This is a genomic window from Achromobacter sp. GbtcB20 (genome assembly GCF_019091095.1).
Lineage (GTDB): Bacteria > Pseudomonadota > Gammaproteobacteria > Burkholderiales > Burkholderiaceae_B > Achromobacter > Achromobacter mucicolens.
This window is the reverse complement of record NZ_JAGXJZ010000582.1, coordinates 1-265: the sequence shown is the minus strand read 5'-3', so window position 1 is coordinate 265 and position 265 is coordinate 1. Positions and strand designations below refer to the sequence as shown.

The 265-nt window shown below is 56.6% G+C and carries 1 protein-coding gene; it reads left to right on the top strand.

What is annotated here, in order from left to right; genetic code table 11:
* The coding region (locus KVT32_RS30315; RefSeq protein ID WP_217619455.1) for a hypothetical protein at positions 1–207 on the top strand (207 nt) is incomplete at its 5' end.
* Positions 208–265 lie beyond the last annotated feature (58 nt).

The window sequence follows — 265 nt, the reverse complement described above, 5'->3', positions numbered from 1 at the left end:
ACCCTTATGAACTTGGTGGGCGGCCTGCCCCTGATACCCGCAGTCGAGGCCCTACAGCCCCGCCATGTGCGGGCTGTGAGCATGATGGGTCGTGCTGTCCTGCAGAAGGGGGAGCATCTGTGGATGAACAATGCCGGTTTATCTGAGGGAGATGTTGGGTTTTCTGAAGTGTGGCCGACGTGTATGAAAATTGAAAGGGAGCAATAATTGTGCGCTTTGGGACGTCTCGCTTCTGGGTGGACGGTGGAGCGTTTGCATGAGGTCG